The organism is Muricauda sp. SCSIO 65647, from assembly GCF_021534965.1.
Classification (GTDB): domain Bacteria; phylum Bacteroidota; class Bacteroidia; order Flavobacteriales; family Flavobacteriaceae; genus Flagellimonas_A.
In genome coordinates this window covers 807,161-828,621 of sequence record NZ_CP091037.1, presented here as the reverse complement: position 1 = coordinate 828,621, position 21,461 = coordinate 807,161, and the positions used below count along the sequence as shown (strand labels likewise).

The window sequence follows — 21,461 nt, the reverse complement described above, 5'->3', positions numbered from 1 at the left end:
CGTTAGAACCAGAGCACCCAACAGTAGTAAAGTGCAAATAGCGAAAGAAAGACCATTCCGACATAGGTAAGTCCCTGCAGTCCTTTTTTGGGACGGTAGGCCATGGGCATATCCTTGCCCAGTACCGCCTTGAGATTCATCCAGCCCACGATAGGGGCCATCACAAAAGAAACGAAAGTGGCCAAGGCCACCAATTGCCCCATATTGGCGCTGAACAGCGTGATGACGATCCAGTTGATAAGAGCCATGAGCAAAACTGTTAAGGCAAAAGAAGAAGATTTTTGGGTAAAGACTTTTTTATTGGGATACAACTTGTCCAACACATCGAGGCTGACCCTAGCGATGGCATCATGAGCGGTCATACAGGTGCTGAACATGGTGGCAAAGGCCGCCACCGCTATAAAAATATAGGCCCAGTTGCCAATATGGGCGGTAAAAAGGTTGACCACTTGATCGGCAAAGACCACCGCATTGCCGCTAAGCTCTGTGCCAGAACCGTATAAGGTCATCCAACCAATGATCAAAAAGAAAATGGCGAGCAGGGCTGTCATAAAATAGCCCAGATTGAACTCACTGAGCGATTCTTTGACTGTTGGTTTTTCTTCGGTGGCCTTAAGTTTTTCGATGCTCCATAAGCTTACCCATCCAGAGGCCTCGACGGCTGTGGGCATCCATCCCATAAGACTGATAAGGAATAAAATGCCCACTTCGTTGAATATTTCAGGTCGCTGAAAATTTTCAACGGGCTCGATTTGGCCTTTGTACAGTACCATGGCCGTAGTGACCAAAAGGGCCACAAACAAGATGGAAATGACCACTTTCAATGAATTCTCCAGAAATTTATACCGCCCAATGATGAGCAGGGTACTGATAAAGGCAAAAAGGCCCAAAGCGGTCATGCTGATACTTATTCCCGATATCTTTAAAAGATTGATGAGCAATCCGGAAGTGACCACATAAAGGGCGGCCAATAATGTGAAAATAGATACTACGGTTACCAGTGCATAGACCCAGAGATAGCTTTTGCCCAAATTTCGATACCCCTGTATCAAACTGTTGTGGGTCACGTTGGTGTACCTGACACCGAATTCAAAAAAGGGGTATTTCAGTACATTGGCCAAAATGATGGGGATGACCATAACCCAGCCATACTGGGCACCTGCTTTTGTAGAGAGCACCAGATGCGAGGTGCCGATGGCCATACTGGCAAACAATAGCCCAGGCCCTACAAGTTTTATCAGTCGTCTGAACTTTGACATAGAAAAGCCAAAAGATGCGGTGCACTAAAAATAGGTTTTTTTATGGGATGGGAGAAAAAAACTGCATTTTACGGCAAAGTGTTTCTACAAGTGATAAACTGTTGCTTCGCGTGTCTCGGTGTCCAGAACCAAAAAAGTGGCGGACAGGTCTTTTAGTTCGCCGCCATGATAGCCCATAATGGCCCCAGGATTGATGAGTAGGGTATCACCGACCATTTCATCAGCGAGCAAGATGTGGTTATGACCATAGCAGACTACATCATAACCCCCATTTTCGGCCAACGATCGAGCCTTTTCGGGGTAGTGGTTTGCGGCAACCGAGATGCCTCCCAAATCACCCCTGAAATATTCGCCGTGAATATGGATGTTCGAAAAATTTTGGGCCACTTTAACGATAGAAGCGACATCACCGTCGTTGTTGCCAAGCACGATGTGGATTGGGTTACCATACCCTTGCCCCAAAAGTTTGATTATAAAGGGTGAACAAAGGTCACCACAGCAAATAAGTGCCTCCGTAGCCTGTAATTCGGGCCTTTCAAGTGCTTTTTGAAGGTTCCAGACATGGTCGTGTATGTCAGAGATGATGGTGGTTTTCATGGACAATCTAGTTTAGCATCTTTTAAAATTAGAAAATCCATCTGTATTTCGGAGACAGTATTTGCACATCACGGTTCAACGGGAATCAAAGAAGTGTGCTGTAATGAAATGTAAAGTTTATTTGTCATTAAGTAAAAAAAACTATACTTTTACAGTGATTAAACCGTATAATTATGAAAGAGTTTTGTGAGTCAGAAGTTGCCAAACTACGTCGCTGGGGCAATTTTCAATTGTCAAATCGGTATAAAAAAATAGGATGGATCATTGTCATCGCAGCTTTTTTGCTCATGGTGGCCAACAAATTTGTCGATGGGCCAGAGTGGGTCAAACCTATAATGCACAACTTGATGATTCTGGGTTTTTTAATAGTGTCCATTTCAAAAGAAAAGGTTGAAGATGAATTGATGGTAAGTCTTAGGGGGCTGAGCTATAGACTGGCATTCATCATGGGGGTCTTATACACCCTTATACAGCCGTATGTGGAATATGGAGTAAATTATTTGGTCAATGGCAAAGCAGAAATGAGTACTAGTTACTTTCAGGTGATTTTGTTCATTCTGTTGATTCAGATCATGTTTTTCAATATGTTGAAGCGTGCAATGAAATGAAAAACAATTTGAAGGTACAAAGGGCCATAAAAGATTTGACCCAAGAAGAGTTGGCCAACCTGTTGAGTGTGTCACGGCAGACCATCAATTCCATTGAAAAAAACCGTTATGTGCCCTCAACGCTATTGGCGTTAAAACTTTCAAGAGTGTTCGGCATTTCGGTCAATGAGATTTTTGAACTTGAAGAAGGAGATTAAAAGACCGAAACTTAGATTTTGGCTTTTCTGCACATTGGGTGAGAGGTTACCCTTTAAATTTCAAGTATATTCATTTCTTAGGGGTGCAGAACTATATTTGGCATAAAGCAGAAATAATCAAGCACCATATCAGTGATAAGAAGACAAAAAAAGGTTTATCAGCAAATGTTCTAATTCATTGATTTTTGCTAATGGTATTTCTATATGCCTTTTGTGTTAACAATATCGTCCTTAGTTCTTTTTTTCCATTTTTTCCAAAGATGATTGCAATTCAGGATTAAATGGGGTTGCAGTCAGGATTTCATCTTGCTTTATCGTGATATCATAATTGAAGCGAGGTGCGCCAAAATATTCGTTCTCAATTTCCTTGAGAGCGACAAAATAATTTGTGGTAACCCTAAATTCCATGGTCTCACTTTTTCTGGCACCACTTAGAATCGGGGTCAATTTTAGATAATTGGTCTCCCCGGGTTTTGGTATTTCTGTTGCAAAACCAATATAGACCTTTCTATTTTTCAATGTAATTTGGATAGCTGACCCATCGATTGCAGATTGCATAAACAGTTGTTCCAATTCATTTCCATAGCGTTTGACGGCCCAGGCCATCGGGTTGGGCAAACCGCGGTACCCTATTATTGATAATACCCCATTGGCTACATGAGTTCCTATGAATGCTAATAGAAAGGTGAAGATGGCAGTCCATAGATAATCGATTTTTCTTAAGGGAAAATTATCGAGCTTAAGTAAAACGAGATCCTTAAGTTCAGGAAAATACCAATACAAAATCGCTCTTATAATAAAAACAATGAAAAGAAAAATGGTTCCCGTTATTATCGATGCAAACAGTATTCTTTGGGCTGATAAGCGTCTGTACTTATATTTTAGATAGACAAAAGTGGTAATGAAGAAGTACCCCCCTATTAATGGGAGCAACAATAAATTATAAGGCATAATCCGACTTATTTACCGGCTTTAGCCAATACTTTTTCGCTAATTTCTGTTAAAAGCTCTCTAACTACTGGCCTTTTGAAGAAGACAGTCTTATCAACTGTCAATGACCCATCGTTGTTACCCCTCAGACCTGTATCCTCCCCGCGGTTGTTTCTAATAATCGTGGACGTTCTTGTCATTAGTTGGTTTGTTATGTTCTCGTATATGTATTTGAAAAGATTTTTAAACATAACAAAAAAAAATTAAAATGATGCGAAATTTCCTTCATTCCGCATAATATTCCATATTAAAGGACTAAAATATTGTGCCAAAATTACAGTTGACAATCATAAACTTTTTATAATCTTTTACTTAACCAAACGCCAAAATCTACCAATAATTGCATAGGTTATTGCAAAGCAAAAAGCTATATAAGTTCGAACATTTATGCCAAAATGTCAAATTCTATCGACAAGCGCTAGATTATTCACGGTTGTTGGCCGGTTTAATGGGGCGATGTTCACCAAAGTTAATGAATCGGGTATTTCCAAAGATATTTATGGTGACTACTATGGCTTTCCAAATATTTATTCGATAAGCAATTCTATGGACTAGGACTTTCCATAATCAGCCATTTGTTTTGGTGTGGTACTAAAACACAATGAATTATGGCCATAGCAGTATACCGTTCGTTATCCTTTGGTTATGTCAAAACTCTTTCTCGAGCGCTCTACAAATGAATTTCTGATAGACTCAGCTTTCTCATCGTCTATCGAATTCTCATATTCTTCCAAAGAGATTCCAGTAGTTTTATTCAGCATTTCGAGATAAAAAATAATGATTTCGTTTTTTCTGTCTTCACTGGCCAAACCGACAAAACGCGACATCATAAATTCATCTTCCAGCACATAACCTTTACCTTCTAAAAAAGCTCTTGTTTTAGCACCTTCTCCATTCGGATTTTCTTGGGCCAATTTTTTACTGTCATAGAACCAGGTATTGTGACGATATCTATTTTCACCTATGGAGTCTGCGGCACTAAAATTATAGTTATATATGAAATCATTTTCGGGCAAAAATCCTTCAAACTGAACTATAAAGAGCTTGCTTATGTAACGATCATCATCAATGGCGGCAAAAATATATCGTTCGCCCGCTGCTACTGGTTTCCCTTGCACATCTTCAGGGTATTCATCGGAAGATGCCAGTATTTCAAAATCAAATTGACCAATGAAGTCAAATTCATTATCCACCTTAATTTCAATTTTGGGGAGGTGGTTAGAAATCAGAACATTGGTCTCAACAGACCTTTTTAGGGCCTTTTCTGGGGCAACACTTTGAACGTCATCTTTAACTTCTTTCTTTTTGGTTTGGCAACTTAGCAGAAAGACCAGAACGGTCATTGAAATATAGCGCATGTTCATTTGGTATTTTTTATGATTTAATGGTATACATTGTTGGCAATGGTTTATCGATTAACCTCAAATACTTGAATCTCCGAAACCCCCAATCTCAGCCCGGGAAGCCACGCAGTTGACATTTCAGCAAATCCGTCGGTGATGGTAAACTTTACCCACTTCACCTTTTTTGGTGGAAATTTGATCTCTGCTGGAGTTTGGGCACTATTTGAGGGGGCGGCATACATCCATTCCATGGAACCATCACTGAATACAAAATAGCCTTCCTTGGTCCAACGGTCGCTGGCCGGACTGTCATATACTCGTATTCTGTCTATCACTTTTTCTTCATCCCATTCCAATTTGATCATGGCACCTTTTCCTTCGTGAGAAATCCACTCCTTTGTTTTGTCCTTGTTTTCAATATCAATGACGTTATCAATAACGGCCTCTGGTTTACTGTCTTCTTCAGATGATGTTGCCCAAACTTTCGCCAATGGGGCAATGTTTTTTAGATTCAGCTTTACCTCTTTAAAGGGTGTATCTTTTAAAACAAAAGCAAACTCGTGCATTGAAGCCGCATAGCGATTTTGGTGAGGATTGATGTTCTGCACGCTATAATTGCTTGCAACTGTCATCCATGCACTCGTGCCCTCTTCATTGATGAATTGGGGTGTTATGTTGGGAAAATAAGTTTGAGCCCCCCAATCTTTCATGTAGTGAACAATTTTGTAAGGCCCTGATATCTCATCTGCTTCCCAAAAAATGGTAATGTTGTAGGGAAGATTTTCTTCATTCTCCTTTAACCTGCAGGTCATGAGGATATATTTTTCCATCTTTGGAAAGTATGTAATGGACTCACTACCAAGATGGTCGGGCCAATCCACAATAGGCTTGGCATTCTCTACGCCCTTGGCCCATATTGGTTTGCCATTTTTCGCATGCCCTGCAAAAAACTCATAGCTTTCTGCTTTGGTAATGCCCCCGGGTGTTGCATCAGATCTGCACAAATAGATGGCGTCACCTTTATCCCAGTTGTTTTGCCCACTTCCGGAGCTATATCCATGTGCGCTCAAATAAATGCGACCATCTTCCGCCTTGTTATTTTTGGCAAAGTTTACCGCATGAACAGTACGAAATTTTGCTTTACCGGTCTCATTGAAAAAGTTACCATCTGGATCAATGGCGTTGATCCAATATTCGTTTTGCCATTCGGGCTCTGTATTGGCCGTAAAATGATTCCAATTTTTTGAATATCTAAACCCATTAAAATAACCTTCATGATTAAAGGCATTGTACGTGCCTATATAGAAAACGTCATCTGCGATAAGACTCACACAAGGGTAATAATTGGTGCCACCCGCCCACATTCTGCCAAGGTTTTCAAATTTAAGGTTGACAGGATCTTTGCCAATCACCTTGGCTTGCCCCACTGCATTTGATCGAATATTTGAGTTTGTCGAAAAGCCTTCCATTTCCCCATCGGTCCAGGGAGAATAGAGATTTCCATCGCTTGCAGATTGCAAATACCAAGTGTCGGCAGCTGTATAATTGGCAAATCGGCCAGTGAACATGACTTTGGCAATGTCTTCAGAGCGTTCATAGGGACAATCATCAGGAATTTCGTTTTTCCATTCATAATACGCATAGATCGGATTAATGGCAGGGTCTGCTTTATCTCCTTCACGTTTCGTATTGTCGGTTAACTGTGCAAATGATAAACCAGTAATAACCAAACTGAAGAAAAGAAGAAATGATTTTTTCATATTTTTATTTTTCACATTATTGCCAACGGTCAAGGCCATGGTTTGTGGCGGCGTTGTTAATCGTGAGATTTCCAAAAGCCCGTGCTGAGCTTGACGAAGCGTGACAAATCCAACTGTTGATTAATACTTTTATTCCCGCCTGTACCGAACGGCACGTTCGGGCGGGTTGGTGTGGCATGCAACCACCCTGAATTATAGGTATTATTGTGCATTGGTGTTTAGTCCGTCTTTTCTGGAAACCAGGTGTCCCTCAATATTTTCCATTCGCCATTGTCTTTTTGCCAAACCAAAAGATACCTTCCACGACCAACAACTTGGCCGCTTTCATGAGACCACTCACCCGTACCTTCCTCAACAAGTAACTGATCATTGCCCCATAAACCTACGGTTTTAAAACTTGAGCCCGTAATGCCATCTCTGATCATAGCTCCGAAAGCCTTAACAATATTTTCTCGACCGACAGTTGAGGGAATTATTTCTGCGTCTTCCATGTACATTGCACCTAAAGCAATCGAGTCTCCATTTCGCAAATTGTTCTCATAATCACGAAGACGAGACGCTATCTCTTTTTTTAGAACAGACATATCTACTTGATCTGTACCGTCGTTCACTTCATTCTCTTTTTGCTTACAGGATGTAAGCAGTAATGATCCGATGAGAACGGTATAGAACAGCGCTTTTGGCATTATTGTTTTGACTATTTGAATCATAGGAGGTAGGTATTAAGTTTATTGACAATGGTCACGGTATGGCACGTTTCACGTCGTCTACCTTAGCAGCAGGCGAATTGGTGCGCTGGCCAAAACAGACTTTTCTGCCATTGCCCTAAAGATAGCGAATCAGGTAAGATTTTACAGTCGAAAATTCTACTGTAATTAAGTATACACTGTATTGTGCCGGGAGTTGTTTTTTAAAGAAAAAGGCCGAGATAAAATCTCGGCCAATCTCTTTGTACTCGGGACGGGACTTGAACCCGTACGGCCACAATGGCCATTGGATTTTAAGTCCAACGTGTCTACCAATTCCACCACCCGAGCGTTTCTTGGACTCATTTCTAAAAAAAAACTCCACCCTTGGTGACTGAGCGGAGTCGAAGTAGAGCGAAAAACGGGATTCGAACCCGCGACCTCCACCTTGGCAAGGTGGCGCTCTACCAACTGAGCTATTTTCGCAAATGCCGCGAAATAGCTTTAAAAAGCGAAAACTACCACTGAGTTTCGACGCTCTACTCCCGATAGTTATCGGGAAGCTATTTTCGCATGTTATATAAGAACAAAAACACCTTTTTATCGATGCGGGCCCGTCTGCTGATAGGCAGGTGCAAATTTAAAATAATTCTTTGAATCAAAAAGAACTTTTGGTGAAAACCTTTTATGTTCGTGCCCTAGACAGGCTCTTACGATGAGGCCCTTTTCTTTTTGGTGAGCAAGCGTTTGATCTCGTTGAGCTTCATCAAGGCCTCGACCGGCGTCAAGGTATCGATGTCAAGGTGCAATATCTCTTCTTTGATCTCTTCGAGCAAGGGATCGTCAAGGTTGAAAAAGCTCAGCTGCATTTCTTGGTTCACCGCTTGTAGGGTATCGGTCATCTCTTCACTACTGTGCGATTTTTCAAGCTTCTTTAGAATTTTATTGGCCTTTTGCACCACTTGCTGGGGCACGCCCGCCATCTTCGCCACATGTATGCCAAAACTATGTTCACTGCCACCAGGGACCAATTTTCGTAGAAAAAGTACATTGTCTTTAAGTTCTTTGACCGAAACATTATAATTCTTGATGCGGTCAAAGGTTTCGGTCATCTCGTTCAGTTCATGGTAATGGGTGGCAAAAAGCGTTTTGGCACGGGCAGGGTGCTCATGCAGGTATTCGGCAATGGCCCAAGCTATTGAAATACCGTCATAGGTACTGGTGCCCCGCCCTATCTCATCGAGCAGCACTAGACTGCGCTCTGAAAGGTTGTTCAAAATAGAGGCCGTTTCGTTCATCTCGACCATAAAGGTCGATTCGCCCATCGAAATATTGTCACTGGCCCCGACCCGTGTGAAGATCTTGTCGACCAGGCCTATGGCAGCACTTTCTGCAGGTACGAAGCTTCCCATTTGGGTGAGCAGCACAATAAGGGCCGTCTGCCGCAAAATGGCGGATTTACCGCTCATATTCGGACCCGTGATCATGATGATCTGTTGGTCATCACGGTTCAGAAAGACATCATTGGCAATATAGCTCTCACCCAACGGTAACTGTTTTTCGATCACGGCATGCCTGCCGCCCTTGATTCGAATTTGGGTCGAGTCATCGATTTCAGGGGCCGTATACCCGTTTTCCTTGGCCAGTTGGGCAAATCCGCAAAGACAATCCAATTTGGCCAGCAGTCGGGCGGTTTGCTGAATAGGGCCGATATACTCTTGCAGCCATACCAACAGCTGTTCGAACAATTGCTGCTCGAGCTGCGCGATGCGTTCTTCGGCACCCAATATCTTGGCCTCATATTCTTTCAGTTCTTCAGTGATATAGCGCTCGGCATTTACCAAGGTCTGCTTGCGCACCCAAGACTCGGGCACCTTGTTTTTATGGGTGTTGCGTACCTCTATGTAATACCCGAATACATTGTTTGAGGATATTTTCAATGAAGAAATGCCCGTTTGCCCCATCTCACGTTCGAGCATTTGGTCGAGATAGTCTTTACTTGAAAAGGCCAGATTTCTCAATTCATCGAGCTCTTCCGAATAGCCTTTGGCTATCGTTTGGCCCTTTAAGATGTTAACGGGGGCTTCTTCGTACAGCATTTGCTTTATCTTGGTACGAAGTGGCTCACAGGTATTGAGCTGTTGGCCAAGAACGTTCAAGGTTGCGGATTCGCTTTGTTCCGTTGCCATTTTGATGGGCAAGACGGCCTCGAGTGAATTTTTTAAATGCACCACTTCTTTCGGATTTATTTTGCCCGTTGCCAATTTGGAGACCAAACGTTCTAAATCGCCCATCTGTTTGATATGGTGCTGTATCTTTTCAAGCAAGGCGTCTTTAGGCAACAGATAGGTGACGATCGACAACCGTTCCCTTATTTTTTCAGGGTTCTTCAGCGGAAGTGCCAGCCACCGTTTGAGCAATCGGCCACCCATGGGAGAAATTGTTTTGTCGATGATTTCGAGCAGGGTCACCGCATTCTCGTGGGTCGATTGGTAGAGTTCAAGGTTACGGATGGTAAAACGGTCCATCCAAACGTATTCTTCTTCCGTAATGCGCTGTAACTTGCTGATATGCTGTAATTGACGGTGCTGTGTTTCTGAAAGATAGTGTAGAACCGCACCTGAAGCTATGATGCCCTGGGCCAAATGGTCAATACCAAAACCTTGAAGGCTCTTGGTCTTGAAATGGCCGTTAAGGCTTTCTTCGGCATAATCGGCCTGAAAGATCCAATCTTCTAGAAAAAAAGTATGCCAGTGGTTTCCAAACGATTCGAAAAACTCTTGGCGATGGTCTTTTGAAAGCAATACCTCATTGGGCGAAAAGTTCTGTAGAAGTTTGTCGATCTGTTCCAAGTTGCCCTCCGAAGTGAGAAATTCGCCAGTGGAAATATCCAAAAAAGAAACGCCCAATTTGTTCCTTCCGAAGTGAACGGCCGCCAAAAAATTGTTGCTCTTTGCATTGAGAATGTCATCGTTCAAAGCCACCCCGGGGGTAACCAATTCAGTCACGCCCCTTTTTACAATGGTCTTGGTCTGCTTCGGGTCTTCAAGTTGATCGCATATGGCCACCCGTTCACCGGCCCGCACCAACTTCGGCAAATAAGTGTTCAATGAGTGGTGTGGAAAACCGGCCAATTCGGTCTGGTCGCCCCCATTGTTGCGATGGGTGAGCACAATGCCCAAAATCTTTGAGGCCTTGATGGCATCTTCACCAAAGGTTTCATAAAAATCACCCACCCGAAAGAGCAACAAAGCATCAGGATGCTTGGTCTTAATGGCATTGTACTGCTGCATCAAAGGGGTTGTCTTCTTACTTTTCTTTGTTGTTGCCAAACCGTAAAAGGGTATTTTTACCGAAAATATGGTTTTACCAATGCCCCAAAAATTTTTGTTGATATTTTCGGGGCAATAGTTGAAAAATACGTATGCGCAAATTGCGAAATGAAGAATTGGACCGTTTAGATGTGGCCGCTTTCAAGGGCGCTCAAAAAATTCCGGTGGTCATTGTTCTCGATAACATTCGTAGCCTGAACAACATCGGTTCTGTTTTCAGAACTGCCGATGCCTTTTTGGTCAAAAAAATATACCTCTGCGGTATTACGGCCCGGCCTCCGCACAAAGACATTCGAAAAACAGCCTTGGGGGCCACTGAGAGCGTTGATTGGGAATATCGAAAAGATATCTTCGAACTGGTTGAAGAACTGAAGCTTCAAAAAATCAAGATAGTGGCCGTAGAACAGGCAGAGGGGGCGACCATGCTCAATTCATTCGAGGTAGACAATGCCCAAACCTACGCCCTGGTCTTCGGCAATGAGGTCATGGGCGTACAACAAGAAGTGGTCACGGCAAGTGACATAGTGCTTGAGATTCCTCAGTACGGCACCAAACATTCACTTAATATTTCGGTCTGTGCAGGAGTGGTCGTTTGGGATATTTGGTCAAAGCTGGAGGGCCTGAAATAGAAAAACCCTGACACGAAGACAGGGTTTTGCATATAGTTTGAGTTAGTTAGTTTCAGTAAAACTGGGGCTAATAAAATAAAACCAATCGTTATATGCAAGTAAAATTCATAAAACTTTGTTAAGAAAAAAGTGTGGCAATTCTAAGTTGCAGTTGTTCCAAGATGGTTTCATAGTCGGTTTCATCGGCCACAAAGTCAAGTTCATCTAGGTCGATGACCATAGTATTTTGCTTTGGCAATCCCTTGATAAAGTCAAGATAGCCCCGGTTGATTTTTTCTAAATAGCCCGCTTCTATGTTCAGTTCATACTGTCGTCCCCGCTTCTTTATATTTTCGAGTAAACGTTTGGGGCTTTGGTAGAGGTAAACATATAGATCTGGTTTCTTGACCTCTTTGTACATAAAATTGAACAGTTTGCGATACAGGTTGAATTCCTCTTTTTGCAGTGTTATTTGGGCAAAGATGAGCGACTTGAAAATATCGTAGTCACTGACCAAAAAATTCTTGAAAAGGTCGAGCTGGGTGGTATCGTCCATGAATTGTTGGTACCGATCGGCCAAAAATGACATTTCCAACGGAAAGGCATAGCGCGAGGGGTCATCATAGAATTTAGGCAGGAAAGGGTTATCGGCAAAACGCTCCAAAATCAATTTTGCATTGAAATCCTGTGCTATTTTTTTGGTCAAAGTGGTCTTTCCGACCCCGATATTGCCCTCGATGGCCATGAATTGCAACCGTGAAAAAAGAGCCACTCGTGACGTATACAATTTGAAAGGCTGTTTTTGCATTTCGCTTTTGTCAGTGCACTGCTGCAACAGGTTTCGGGTATCTTTTTTGAGAACCGGGTGATAATATTGTGGTGCTATGTCGGTCAATGGCCTCAGTACAAAACGCCGATTGGCCATTTCAGGGTGCGGAACGGTCAAGGTCGATGTGCTGATGATCTCTTTGCCATAATAAATGATATCAAGATCTAATGATCTTGACCCAAAGTTCTTGCCGCCTGAGCGCACGCGACCAAATTTCCTTTCGATTTTTAGAAGACTTTCGAGCAGTTCATTAGGCGATAGACTGGTCTCGAGTTGAAGACAGGCATTGAAAAATGGTTCGCCATTGAAACCTATCGGGGGATTTTCATAAACCGATGATATCTTCAAGACTTTTCCGACATGTTTTGATAACTCAAAAATGCCCTGTTGAAGCAGGTTGTGGCGGTCACCAAGATTGCTCCCTATCGATAAATATGCGATTTGTGCCTTGTCCATGATATGGTCAACAAAGTAAACAAAACATTGTGACAATGGTTATCTTTGCGATTCAATTAAACGGGTACCATGAATTTTTTGAGAAATCTTTTGGCAGCTATCTTGGGATGTTTGATTGCCTTTGGCATCATTTTCATTATGTTCTTCTTTTTACTGGCTTTGATGGGAAGTGCTGATGACACGGTTACCATAAAAAAGAATTCCGTTTTGGAAATCAGTTTTACAGAACCGATTTACGATTATCAGGGAAAGGATGAGTCAGACCCTTTTGCGGGCCTTTTTGAGGTTGGTATGGGGCTTGATGAAATTTTGCATGCCATAAAGGTGGCCAAGAATGATGAGAACATCAAGGGCATCAGCTTGAACACAGGTTTTTTAATGGCCGGTATGGCACAGGCACAAGAATTGAGGAAAGTACTCCAAGATTTCAAGGAGAACGGCAAATTTGTGTATGCCTATTCAGATTTCTACACGCAAAAAGATTACTATCTCGCCAGTTCGGCAGACAAGCTATACCTGAACCCGCAAGGGGGCATCGATTTCAAAGGGCTGGCCACAGAAGTACTTTATTACAAAGAGTTACAAGAAAAAAGCGGAATTAAAATGGAGGTGGTGCGCCATGGTAAATATAAAAGTGCCGTAGAGCCTTTTTTGACCGATTCAATGAGTGATGAGAACCGGCAACAGATCAAAGAACTGATTACATCATTATGGAATGTGATGATCGACGATATTGGCGAATCACGGGGTATCGGTACCAGGGCATTGAACAACATTGCTGATACCTTGGGGGCTAGAATGCCAGAATATGCGGTGCACAATGGTCTTGTCGATGAGTTGGTCTTCACAGATGAGTACCACCAGCTGATCAAAACCCAACTGGGCCTTTCCGAAGATGATGATATCGAGTATGTCAAACTTGTTGATTATGCAAAATTGGCCAACCGTAAAAAGCTGGCCACCGGCAATGATAAAATTGCCCTTATCTATGCCCAAGGGGAAATTTTTTATGGCGAGGGAGACAAAGACTACTTGGGGCAAGGTCTCATTACCCGTGCTTTGAAAAAAGCAAGGGAAGACGATAGGATAAAAGCGGTTGTGCTACGGGTAAACTCCCCTGGGGGCAATGCCCTTACGGCCGACATTATTTGGCGTGAGGTCGAATTGACCAGAAAAGAAAAGCCCATGGTGGTCTCTTTTGGAAATGTGGCTGCCTCAGGGGGCTATTACATAGGGGTGGCCAGCGACCATATTGTGGCCGAACCGACCACGGTCACAGGTTCTATCGGGGTGTTTGGCACAATACCGAATGTCAGTGAATTGGCCGATAACATCGGCATCAATGCCGAACAGGTGGGTACCAATGCCAATTCAGTCGATTATTCCCTTTTTGAGCCTATGTCAGATTCATTTCGAAACGTGGTGCAAGAAGGTATCGAAGATACGTACCAGACTTTTTTGAAACGAGTGGCAGACGGCAGGGGCATGTCTCTCGCCGAGGTCGATGCTGTTGCGCAAGGTCGTGTGTGGAGCGGTGTTGATGCCAAAAGATTGGGTTTGGTCGATGCTTTGGGCGGTTTGGACGATGCCCTGTCAAAAGCTGCTGAGCTTGCTGAACTAGAATCATATGGGGTGCTCAAATATCCAAAGTACAAATCAGATTTTGAACGTTTAATGGACGATCTTGAAGGCGTAAAAAGCAGTATAGGCCAATCGTTTATCAAGGAAGAAATCGGTCCAGAGGCCTATCAAGTGCTTCGCGATCTCAAACAAATGATACAACAAGAGGGCATTCAGGCCCGCATGCCCTATACCTTGAACATACAATAAGCGCGGATGACGCCAAAAGACAAAAAACTTGCGTTCTCCATCTACTTGTATCTTGGGGCACTCTTCATCACCTCATTGGTGGTCTCGAACCTCATTTTTCAAAAATTCTTCTATTGGCAGCCCTTTGGCGATGCCACTATTTTTGGGGCCCCGCTATTTGAGATATCAGTGGGTATTTTGCCCTATCCCATCACTTTTTTGATTACCGACCTTATTTCAGAGATTTATGGCAAGAAAAAGGCCAATCAAGTGGTCACGGCCGGCATTTTTGCCTCGTTTTTCTCAATACTGATCATTTTTGTCGCCAATGAGGCCCCGGCTATTCCTTCCTCAGGAGTTGATGATAAGACGTTCACCAAAGTCTTTGCCCTTACCCCTCTGGGTGTCTTGGCCTCGATGTTGGCCTATCTCTCGGCCCAATACATCGATATTTCGATCTATCACTTCTGGAAAAGGCTCACCAAGGGTAGGTTGCTCTGGTTGCGCAACAACTTTTCCACCTTTACCTCACAGTTCATCGATACCTTGACAGTGGTGGGTTTATTGTGCGTCTTTGGTGTGCTGCCTTGGAATAAATTTTATGGCCTCGTCGTCAGCGGCTTTATTTTTAAGATAATTATAGCATTTCTTGATACCCCATTGCTGTATCTTTTCGTATATATGTTCAGAAAACGATTTAAGTTGAAAATAGGGGAGGAGATTGCCTTGCATTGATTTCCCTAATTCTAAAGATTGCCCAAATCCATGAAAAAGAAAATCATACGCATTGTCGCGATAGTATTGTTGCTGTTTGTCGGACTCTTGATCGCCGTTCCTTTTTTTTTGGAAGGAAAGATTGCCGATATCATTAAGAACAAGGTAAACCAGAATGTGAACGCCACACTCGATTTTGAGGAAGCCGATCTGAGTTTGCTCGCCAGTTTTCCGAATGCCGAAGTGAAGTTGAAGGGCATTTCACTGGTCAACAAACAACCTTTTGAAGGTGATACCCTTTTTGCCTCAGAGAACATACAGCTTACGATGGCCATCAAAGAACTGTTCAAGGGTGCCGATGAGCCCATAGGCGTCAAGAGCTTGGTCATTGATGGGGCAAATTTGAACATTAAGGTCGATGCCGATGAAAATGCCAATTACGATATCGCCCAAGAAAGTGGTGAAAGTGGTGCAGTTTCAGAAAACACTTCCGGCAATTTTACCTTTGATCTGCAATCGTACGCCATCAACAATTCGAAGATCAGTTATCTAGATGCTGTTTCAGGGTTAAAACTGGTCATTTCAGAAATGAACCATTCGGGCACAGGAGACCTCTCACTTGAAAATTCAGAACTACGCACCAATACCGAGGCAAAGGTGTTGTTCGAGATGGATAGCACCAATTATCTCAACAACCACAAGGTAGCCCTTGAGGCCCTTATCGGTATTGATTTAAAAGAGAACAAATACACTTTTTTAGAGAACAAGGCCTTGGTGAACCAATTACCGTTGGTTTTTGATGGATTTGTAAAGGTGAATGAAGACAACCAAGAAGTAGCCATCACATTTGAGACCCCTTCTTCCGATTTCAAAAACTTTCTGGCCGTGATTCCCGAAGAATATTCTAAGAACATCGAAAACGTGCAGACCACGGGCAATTTTGAGGTAGATGGAAAGTTTGAGGGTATTGTCGACGAAGAACACATTCCCGAGTTCATCATCAATATCAATGCCGATAACGCTTCGTTCAAGTATCCTGATTTGCCCAAATCGGTCAAAAATGTGTTCATCGATACCGAGGTGGCCAATCAAACGGGCATTGCCGAAGACACCTATGTTCACATCAAAAAACTGTCTTTTGAAATTGATGGGGATAGGTTCGATATGGTTTCCCGTATTACCGACTTATTGGGCAATACCCGGGTAGGCGCCGATTTAGACGGTAAAATCAATCTCGCCAATATTTCCGAGGCCTATCCAGTGCCTGAAGACTATAATCTCTCAGGCACCTTGACGGCAGATGTATCCACGGCCTTTGATATGGCTTCGGTAGAGCAGCACCAATATCAAAATACCAAGACCACGGGTACGATGGGCGTAAGCGGATTTGAATACAAATCTCCGGAGCTGAAGCATCCGGTGGCGATAAATACGGCCTCCATGACCTTTAATCCGCAGACCGTCGCGTTGAATTCTTTTGAAGGAAAAACAGGCCGCACCGATTTCAATGCCAATGGCACCATCACCAATCTGCTGGGGTATCTGTTCAACAACGAGAACATTGAAGGTAATTTCAGGTTGAATTCAAAGACGTTCGCTATTGATGATTTCATGGTAGGGGAAACGACGGAAGCGGGTGGTACACAAGACTCTTCCCCTATTGAAGAAAGCGTGAAGATTCCCTCGTTTTTAGATTGTACCATTGATGCCACGGCCGATCAGGTAATCTATGACAATCTCAACCTGACCGAGGTTTCAGGCCGATTGCTCGTGAAAGACGAAACGGCCACCCTTCAAAATCTTACCTCATCTTTGTTCGGTGGAAAACTGAATCTGAACGGAAAAGTATCCACAAAACCAAAGGTGCCCGTTTTTGATATGGCCTTGGGCATCGACGATTTTAAGATTTCTGAGTCGTTTGCGTCTATGGAGCTTCTGAAAGTATTGGCCCCGATTGCCAAGGTGATTGAGGGTAGATTGAATTCTTCCATTGTGCTATCGGGTAACCTGAAAGACGATTTCACCCCTAATTTGGCTTCGTTGTCAGGTGATGTGCTGGCACAACTGTTTTCAACCGAACTGAACCCAAAAAATGCACCATTGCTGAGCAGCTTGGACAATAAGTTGAACTTTTTGGATTTGAAAGAGCTAGATCTGAACGGACTCAAGACCTCACTATCGTTCAACAATGGAAAAGTGCAGGTAAAGCCCTTCGATTTGACCTATAAAGACATTGCGATCAAGGTGAACGGCAACCATACCTTTGACCAACAGTTGCAATATTCCGCAACGTTGGATGTGCCCGCGAAGTATTTGGGGGCCGAGGTCAATAAGTTGATTTCCCAAATTGACGATAACAGCTTAGAGAATTTGACCATACCGGTTATCGCCACTATCGGGGGCAACTATACCAATCCAAATGTGAGCACCGACCTGACCTCAGGGGTCAAAAAACTGACGGCACAATTGGTAGAGATCCAAAAACAGAAAATGGTCGACAAGGGCAAAGATGCCGCCAAAGATTTGATCGGGGGACTGTTCGGGGGCGATACAGAAGATTCCACAAAAACAGATTCGACTACTACCTCAAAAAAAGACATACTTGGCGATATCTTCAAAGAAGAACAAAAAGACAGTACCGCTACACAGTCCGATTCGGTTTCAACAGAAGATGCGGCCAAAAAAGCGGCCAAGAATATTTTGGGCGGTCTGCTGGGCAAAAAGAAAAAAGATTCTGTGGAGTGATGATCAGGCCAAGCCGTATCTTAATGTGGTTTAGGTTTTGATTTCAACAAGTCTGCGGTACAATCCAATTCATACAGAATTTCGATTTTAGCACAAGACGCCCTCATTTTTGACCTAACATTGCCAGAAGAGTCTGGAAGTGTATTTCCAGAGTTTTTCCATGTTTCTTTATCGGGCCATTGGGCATAGGCCAGATAAACCCTATCAGTTTGTTTATGTAGTCTAGAACCCAAACTTCCTTCATGTTCATAAATTAACCGTGTTAATTGTTTCCATGCATCTATGAAATCAGATTCCCTATTCTCTTTGACGATAAATTGATAGACTACAGCAAACATTTTTAACGCAATTAATTGCAAAACAGCAATATAGGCTATGAGCCATACTTATTTTATAGGCTAGTTAGTTGATGTCAATCCCCACAAAATACCCCTCACTGCCCCGCACGTTAAACACCGTATTGTCTTCAAAGATGAGGTATTGCCCTTTGATGCCCTTTAAAACGCCTTGGTACGAAGGGGTTTTGCCCAAATTCAGGCTTTTTACCTTTTCAGGGTATTGCAGTACCGGAAACTCGATTTCGGTCTCTGTATTTGAATCGATAAAATACTCGGCCACTTCATCGGGCACATGGGCTTTCAACCTGCTGCGCCATTCGACAAGGTCTAGATCTTCGATATCGTTCTTCAACATCTTTTGCCAACTGGTCTTGTCGCTTACATGTGCTTTCAGGGCCACTTCGGTAATGCCCGCCAAATAACGGTTGGGCACCTCTACGATTTCGATGGCCTCATGGGCCCCTTGATCGATCCAACGGGTGGGTACCTGCGATTTTCGGGTCACGCCCACCTTTATGTTGCTCGAATTGGCCAAATACACCACATGGGGCTGCAACTGCATTCTTTTTTCGTAATCAAGGTTGCGATCCTCTTTATCTAAATGGGCCGTGCTGAGTTCGGGTTTCATGATCCAGTCTCCAGCGACCGGGGTTTCATAAAAACAGGTTTTACAGAACCCCTGACGGTAGATCGGTAAATCTTCGCCGCAGTTCAAGCACTGAAATTTGATGAATTCGATCTTCAATGATTTGTCAAGGGCTTGGTTCATGTTCAAAAAATCATTTTCGAACAGTAGGTAATACTGAACCGGTGAACCGATTTCGGTGTGCATTTTTCGTAAAACGCCTTCGTACAACATGGGTGAAAAAATGAGAAGTTTCTTATTTTAGCAATTACCGCTTGCTCGGCTAAATATACCAAAAATGCCCATACCGTTGTTCAATTCGATCGCCTCTTGGCTGCTCAAAAAGCGCTACCACCAAATAGAGCTCTTTTTGAAATATCCTGATGAGGTGCAGAACGAGGTGTTGCAACAATTGGTATCATTCGCCAAAGATACCGAACTGGGCAAGCAATGCGGTTTTGAATCAATTGACAGCTATCAAGATTTTTCCGACAGGTTACCCATAGTGAATTACGAGGGCATTGCGAATACCATAGAGCGTACACGAAGGGGAGAACAAAATGTTTTTTGGCCCACACAGATCAAGTGGTTTGCAAAAAGTAGCGGTACGACGAATGCGAAGAGCAAGTTTATTCCCGTGAGCATCGAGGCACTTGAAGATTGCCATTACAAATCGGGTAAAGACCTGTTGTGCCTGTATTTGAACAACAACGAAAATTCACAGTTGTTCACTGGCAAGGGCCTGCGATTGGGGGGCAGTAAAGAACTGTACGAAGACAACGGCACTTTTTTTGGTGATTTGTCGGCCATTCTCATCGATAATATGCCATTATGGGCCGAATACAGTAGTACGCCGAGCAACAGGGTTTCCCTGATGGGCGATTGGGAGTCGAAGTTGGGTGCCATAATTCAAGAAAGCGTGGCCGAAAACGTGACCAGTATGGCGGGCGTACCGTCATGGATGTTGGTCTTGCTCAATGAAGTGATCAAAACAACGGGAAAAAACCATCTTTTCGAGATTTGGCCCAATCTAGAGGTATATTTTCATGGGGGTGTCAGTTTTGCCCCATATAAAGAACAGTACAAGAAATTACTGCCCCGTAAGCATTTCAGGTATTATGAGATCTACAATGCCTCTGAGGGCTTTTTTGGGATACAGGATCGCAATAATGCCGATGACTTGCTCTTGATGCTCGATTACGGTATTTTCTATGAATTCATTCCTATGGATTTATATGGAAAGGAAAACCAACGGGCCATTCCTATTTGGGAAGTCAAAACGGGAGTGAATTATGCTGTGGTCATTACCACCAATGCAGGTTTGTGGCGTTATAAGATTGGGGATACCGTACGCTTTACCTCTACGAGTCCGTACCGAATAAAGGTCACGGGCCGAACAAAACACCACATAAACGCTTTCGGTGAAGAATTGATCATTGAAAATGCCGAGGAGGCACTAAGGCAGGTCTGTAAGAAGACAAACGCCCAAATAAAAGACTATACCGCTGCTCCTATTTTTATGAACCAAAGTGAAAAAGGGGGGCACGAATGGCTGATCGAATTTGGCAAACCGCCTGAAGATATTGATTACTTTACCGAGTTTTTAGACAATGCCCTGAAGTCGCTGAATTCAGATTACGAGGCCAAACGGTACAACAACATGACGTTGGGCATGCCCAAGATACACGTGGCCCGAGAACATCTTTTTTATGAGTGGTTGAAATGCAATGATAAACTGGGCGGGCAGCATAAAATTCCTAGATTGTGCAATAATCGCAAGTATATGGAAGAACTGTTGCAAATGAACGGAATCACCAAATAATAGTCCCTAGATCCTAGGGGAAACTGTCCATAACATCTATTTACGAAAACGTTTTCGTAAACTCTTGCTTCTTATCGAACAAATCTCTCTTTTGAACAAAAAAATATGGTTTTGTGTTCATTATGGCTGAAGTTTGAACCGATAAGATAGTTCCCTCATCTTAAATATAACCTTACTACTACCAAACAGAAATTAAAGTTATGGCTGAAAAACTTGTTGTTGTCTCTGACATGTGGGGGGTCAAAAAGGGCCTCTGGATCACCTCTTACTTTGGCTATCTTCAACAGTACTACGATATTTCATTTTATGATTGCCAACAATTGGCCAATCTTGATGTGCCTATCTGTACCGAAAAGAACATTCATGAAGCGTTTGTAAATGGCGGTATTGAAACGGCCGCTGCCCATCTTTTAAAAAAGGAAGAAAAGGCCAGTCATTATCTAGCATTCAGTACGGGGGGCACCATCGTCTGGAAAGCTGCCTTAAGCGGACTGCCCATGAAGTCTCTGACGGCCCTCTCGGCCACAAGGGTACGGTTTGAAAAAGAACATCCCGATTGTGAGCTGAATCTGATTTATGGCGAATGTGACAAATTCAAGCCAGATATGAAATGGGCCAAGGAAGTAGGGGTAAGTTTACGTATTATACCCAGTTTTGGCCATCAGCTCTATACCGATGAAAAAATCATAGGGGATATCTGTCTTGAGTTGCTACAAAAAGTGACCCGAAACGCCAGTTGATCT

General features: G+C 43.1%; 18 protein-coding genes and 2 tRNA genes. 8 read left to right on the top strand and 12 right to left on the bottom strand.

Features of this window, described 5'->3' with window-relative positions:
- Window positions 1-2: 2 nt before the first annotated feature.
- Window positions 3-1,259, bottom strand: a complete 1,257-nt coding sequence (locus L0P89_RS03725; RefSeq protein ID WP_235267055.1) for an NRAMP family divalent metal transporter — start codon at window positions 1,257-1,259, stop codon at window positions 3-5.
- An 84-nt stretch (window positions 1,260-1,343) separates the two neighbouring features.
- Window positions 1,344-1,856 carry a YfcE family phosphodiesterase gene (locus tag L0P89_RS03720; protein WP_235267054.1) on the bottom strand — a complete coding sequence of 171 codons (513 nt, stop codon included), beginning with the start codon at window positions 1,854-1,856 and terminating at the stop codon, window positions 1,344-1,346.
- Window positions 1,857-2,029: 173 nt separating this feature from the next.
- On the opposite strand from L0P89_RS03720, the gene L0P89_RS03715 reads away from it, so the two are divergent.
- Window positions 2,030-2,464: a hypothetical protein gene (locus tag L0P89_RS03715; RefSeq protein WP_235267053.1), complete on the top strand. Its 435-nt coding sequence runs from the start codon at window positions 2,030-2,032 to the stop codon at window positions 2,462-2,464.
- Entirely contained in the window at window positions 2,461-2,661 is a 201-nt protein-coding gene (locus L0P89_RS03710) for a helix-turn-helix transcriptional regulator (RefSeq protein WP_235267052.1), read from the top strand. The genes L0P89_RS03715 and L0P89_RS03710 overlap by 4 nt, the downstream gene beginning before the upstream one ends.
- Before the next feature lie 231 nt (window positions 2,662-2,892).
- On the opposite strand, the gene L0P89_RS03705 is transcribed toward L0P89_RS03710, so the two are convergent.
- The 7 genes from L0P89_RS03705 to mutS form a co-directional block, all read right to left on the bottom strand.
- A complete protein-coding gene (locus L0P89_RS03705) occupies window positions 2,893-3,612 on the bottom strand; it encodes a hypothetical protein (protein WP_235267051.1) in 720 nt (239 codons plus the stop codon).
- Between the two features lie 671 nt (window positions 3,613-4,283).
- On the bottom strand, window positions 4,284-5,015 hold the full coding sequence (locus L0P89_RS03700) for a hypothetical protein (RefSeq protein ID WP_235267050.1): 732 nt from the start codon (window positions 5,013-5,015) through the stop codon (window positions 4,284-4,286).
- A 44-nt stretch (window positions 5,016-5,059) separates the two neighbouring features.
- Entirely contained in the window at window positions 5,060-6,754 is a 1,695-nt protein-coding gene (locus tag L0P89_RS03695; protein ID WP_235267049.1) for a hypothetical protein, read from the bottom strand.
- A 218-nt stretch (window positions 6,755-6,972) separates the two neighbouring features.
- The gene (locus L0P89_RS03690; RefSeq protein ID WP_235267048.1) at window positions 6,973-7,464 is read right to left on the bottom strand and encodes a DUF4440 domain-containing protein; all 492 of its coding nucleotides are present in this window, start codon (window positions 7,462-7,464) and stop codon (window positions 6,973-6,975) included.
- 242 nt (window positions 7,465-7,706) lie between these two features.
- Window positions 7,707-7,791, bottom strand: a tRNA-Leu gene (locus tag L0P89_RS03685).
- A 62-nt stretch (window positions 7,792-7,853) separates the two neighbouring features.
- Window positions 7,854-7,926, bottom strand: a tRNA-Gly gene (locus L0P89_RS03680).
- 224 nt (window positions 7,927-8,150) lie between these two features.
- A complete protein-coding gene (gene mutS / locus L0P89_RS03675; protein ID WP_235267989.1) occupies window positions 8,151-10,733 on the bottom strand; it encodes a DNA mismatch repair protein MutS in 2,583 nt (860 codons plus the stop codon).
- Between the two features lie 131 nt (window positions 10,734-10,864).
- Here mutS and L0P89_RS03670 point away from each other — a divergent pair, with 131 nt between their 5' ends.
- The gene (locus tag L0P89_RS03670) at window positions 10,865-11,401 is read left to right on the top strand and encodes an RNA methyltransferase (RefSeq protein WP_235267047.1); all 537 of its coding nucleotides are present in this window, start codon (window positions 10,865-10,867) and stop codon (window positions 11,399-11,401) included.
- A 118-nt stretch (window positions 11,402-11,519) separates the two neighbouring features.
- Here L0P89_RS03670 and folK read toward each other — a convergent pair whose 3' ends face one another.
- Window positions 11,520-12,665, bottom strand: a complete 1,146-nt coding sequence (gene folK / locus L0P89_RS03665) for a 2-amino-4-hydroxy-6-hydroxymethyldihydropteridine diphosphokinase (RefSeq protein WP_235267046.1) — start codon at window positions 12,663-12,665, stop codon at window positions 11,520-11,522.
- 69 nt (window positions 12,666-12,734) lie between these two features.
- Here folK and sppA point away from each other — a divergent pair, with 69 nt between their 5' ends.
- From sppA to L0P89_RS03650, 3 genes are read left to right on the top strand one after another with little or no spacing between them, the layout of a single operon-like run.
- Complete coding sequence (sppA, locus tag L0P89_RS03660) at window positions 12,735-14,495, top strand: signal peptide peptidase SppA (protein WP_235267045.1); 1,761 nt, start codon at window positions 12,735-12,737, stop codon at window positions 14,493-14,495.
- Window positions 14,496-14,501: 6 nt separating this feature from the next.
- Complete coding sequence (locus tag L0P89_RS03655) at window positions 14,502-15,209, top strand: queuosine precursor transporter (protein ID WP_235267044.1); 708 nt, start codon at window positions 14,502-14,504, stop codon at window positions 15,207-15,209.
- A gap of 30 nt (window positions 15,210-15,239) precedes the next feature.
- Complete coding sequence (locus tag L0P89_RS03650) at window positions 15,240-17,933, top strand: AsmA-like C-terminal region-containing protein (RefSeq protein ID WP_235267043.1); 2,694 nt, start codon at window positions 15,240-15,242, stop codon at window positions 17,931-17,933.
- Between the two features lie 20 nt (window positions 17,934-17,953).
- Here L0P89_RS03650 and L0P89_RS03645 read toward each other — a convergent pair whose 3' ends face one another.
- Window positions 17,954-18,271, bottom strand: coding sequence for an antibiotic biosynthesis monooxygenase (locus L0P89_RS03645; protein WP_235267042.1), 318 nt, complete (start codon window positions 18,269-18,271; stop codon window positions 17,954-17,956).
- Window positions 18,272-18,335: 64 nt separating this feature from the next.
- Window positions 18,336-19,130 (bottom strand): DUF2797 domain-containing protein, encoded by a 795-nt coding sequence (locus L0P89_RS03640; protein WP_235267041.1) that lies wholly within the window; start codon window positions 19,128-19,130, stop codon window positions 18,336-18,338.
- A 64-nt stretch (window positions 19,131-19,194) separates the two neighbouring features.
- Here L0P89_RS03640 and L0P89_RS03635 point away from each other — a divergent pair, with 64 nt between their 5' ends.
- Together L0P89_RS03635 and L0P89_RS03630 are read left to right on the top strand one after the other, a co-directional pair.
- Window positions 19,195-20,718 (top strand): GH3 auxin-responsive promoter family protein, encoded by a 1,524-nt coding sequence (locus L0P89_RS03635; protein ID WP_235267040.1) that lies wholly within the window; start codon window positions 19,195-19,197, stop codon window positions 20,716-20,718.
- Between the two features lie 200 nt (window positions 20,719-20,918).
- Window positions 20,919-21,458 (top strand): hypothetical protein, encoded by a 540-nt coding sequence (locus L0P89_RS03630; RefSeq protein WP_235267039.1) that lies wholly within the window; start codon window positions 20,919-20,921, stop codon window positions 21,456-21,458.
- Window positions 21,459-21,461: the final 3 nt, after the last annotated feature.